Source organism: Tunicatimonas sp. (assembly GCF_049647865.1).
In the GTDB taxonomy this organism is placed as follows: Bacteria; Bacteroidota; Bacteroidia; order Cytophagales; family Cyclobacteriaceae; genus Tunicatimonas.
Genome location: NZ_JBARYM010000385.1, coordinates 1 through 2,331, shown reverse-complemented (window position 1 = coordinate 2,331; position 2,331 = coordinate 1). Strand labels below are relative to the sequence as shown.

Below are 2,331 nucleotides of genomic sequence, written 5' to 3'. Positions count from 1 at the left end.
AGCGATTATATTGGGCATCGTTCAGGGCCTTACCGAGTTTTTACCAGTTAGTAGTAGCGGTCACATTGAGCTAGGCACGGTGCTGCTGGGCGTTCAGAGTAAAGACAACCTCCTTTTTTCCGTAGTTGTTCATTGCGCTACGGCATTGAGCACGATCGTTATTTTTCGGAAAGATATTGTCGATATCATTCAAGGTGTGTTTCGGTTTCAGTGGAATGAGGAAACCGCTTACGTCGTAAAAATTATTGTTTCCATGATTCCAGTCGGGTTGGTTGGGGCGCTATTTAAAGATGAAATTGAAGCCTTTTTTGGCGGAAAAGTCTTATTGGTGGGTTTAATGCTTCTGATTACCGGAACGCTACTGGCTCTCACTTACTACGCTAAACAAAGGTCTGGACTAGTTACTTTTCCCAAAGCGCTTATTATTGGATTGGCTCAAGCATTCGCTATTATGCCCGGCATCTCTCGCTCGGGAGCTACCATTGCTACTGCTCTATTAGTCGGAGTAGAAAAAGAGCGGGCCGCTAAGTTTTCTTTTCTGATGGTACTTGTTCCCATTTTAGGGGCATCACTGCTTGAAGTGCTTGATTATTTGGAAGAACCGGCTGTAGCATCTTCTATTTCGGGATTAGCTTTAGTACTCGGTTTTTTGGCAGCATTTATATCAGGACTATTGGCTTGCCAGTGGATGATTGCTATTGTAAAAAGGGGCAAGCTTATCTACTTTGCTATTTATTGTTTCATTGTAGGAACTATCGCTATCCTTAGCACGTGGTTTATTTAGCATGACTAGTATTTCGCAATCTGATTCTCAGCATTCTAATCTACCACCCGCTCCGCAATTTGATTTTGCCGCCGGTGAAATGCTGCTCGTAGATAAACCCTTAGAATGGACCTCATTTGATGTGGTAAAAAAAATGCGAGGTTTAACCAAGGTAAAGAAAATTGGGCACGCCGGCACACTTGATCCGTTGGCTACCGGCTTGTTGGTGCTTTGTACCGGAAAAATGACCAAGCAGATTGAGCGTTTTCAAGGAATGGAGAAAGGGTACGAAGGCTCATTAGTACTAGGAAAAACAACTCCTTCTATTGATCTGGAAACTGACTTCGATAGTACTCACGCTACCGATCACATCACATTACCTCAGCTTGAAGAAGCTCGACAGAAATTCTTGGGGCTCATCAGTCAGGTTCCGCCTCAGCATTCCGCTATCAAAGTGGATGGGCAACGCGTGTACAAATCGGCTCGTCAGGGAAAGAAGGTTGAAATAAAACCGCGAGAAGTTCAGATCGTCGCCTTTGATTTTATCGAGATTACGCTTCCTGAGGTACGTTTTTCCGTCGTTTGCTCTAAGGGCACTTACATTCGTAGCTTAGTACGGGATTTAGGGCAGGAACTTGGAGTAGGTGCTTATCTGAAAGAACTGCGGCGTACCCGAATTGGTCACTTAGAAGTAAGTAATGCTCGCACAATTTCCGAGTGGTCTACCTTACTGAAACCGACTGAGGAATGAAGATTCACCGTCAGGGTCATATTCAAATTCCCCCTCAGCGACCCGTCGTCACCAGCGGCACCTTCGATGGGGTGCATATTGGGCATCAGAAAATTCTAAACCGCCTTCAAGAACTGGCGAAAGAAGTAGATGGCGAAACCGTAGTGCTTACCTTTTGGCCTCATCCCCGTCTAGTGTTAAAAGGTGATGAGAGTTCGCTCAAACTGCTTAATACCTTTGAAGAAAAAGCGCGGCTGTTAGAACAGGTGGGCATCGATCATTTGGTTCAGATCCCCTTTACCGAAGAGTTTTCTCAGCTTTCACCTGATGAATACGTACAGCGCATTTTAGTAGACCAACTGGGCGCAAAATTTTTGGTGATTGGCTACGACCACCGATTTGGTCGTAACCGCCAAGGTGATTTTGAGTATTTGCTGCAAAATGCCCCCCGTTTTGGCTTTCAGGTAGAAGAAATTCCCCGTCAGGATATTGACGATATTGGGGTAAGCTCCACCAAAATCAGGCAAGCGTTGGAAACGGGGGATGTTGCTACGGCCCACTCGTACCTGGGACGGTACTACGATATCAGCGGCACGGTGGTAGACGGCGATAAAATTGGACGCGGATTGGGGTTTCCCACGGCCAATATTTCGGTGGAAGAAAAGTATAAGCTTATTCCAGCCGATGGCATATACGCCGTTCATGTTTTTCTGGAAGAGAAGCAATTCGGGGGTATGCTCTACATTGGGAACCGCCCGACCCTAGCGGGAAAGAATAAAACTATTGAGGTTAATATTTTTGACTTCGATCAAGATATTTACGGTCAACAACTAAGAAT

The 2,331-nt window shown here is 45.4% G+C and carries 3 protein-coding genes; all 3 read left to right on the top strand.

Going from position 1 to position 2,331, the window contains the following annotated elements:
* Positions 1–784: undecaprenyl-diphosphate phosphatase (locus WBA23_RS11595; RefSeq protein ID WP_424582443.1), on the top strand; the 784-nt coding region annotated here is incomplete at its 5' end.
* Between the two features lies 1 nt (position 785).
* On the top strand, positions 786–1,514 hold the full coding sequence (gene truB, locus WBA23_RS11590; protein WP_424582442.1) for a tRNA pseudouridine(55) synthase TruB: 729 nt from the start codon (positions 786–788) through the stop codon (positions 1,512–1,514).
* A partial coding sequence (gene ribF, locus WBA23_RS11585; RefSeq protein WP_424582441.1) for a riboflavin biosynthesis protein RibF occupies positions 1,511–2,331 on the top strand: 821 nt, incomplete at its 3' end. The genes truB and ribF, both read left to right, overlap by 4 nt.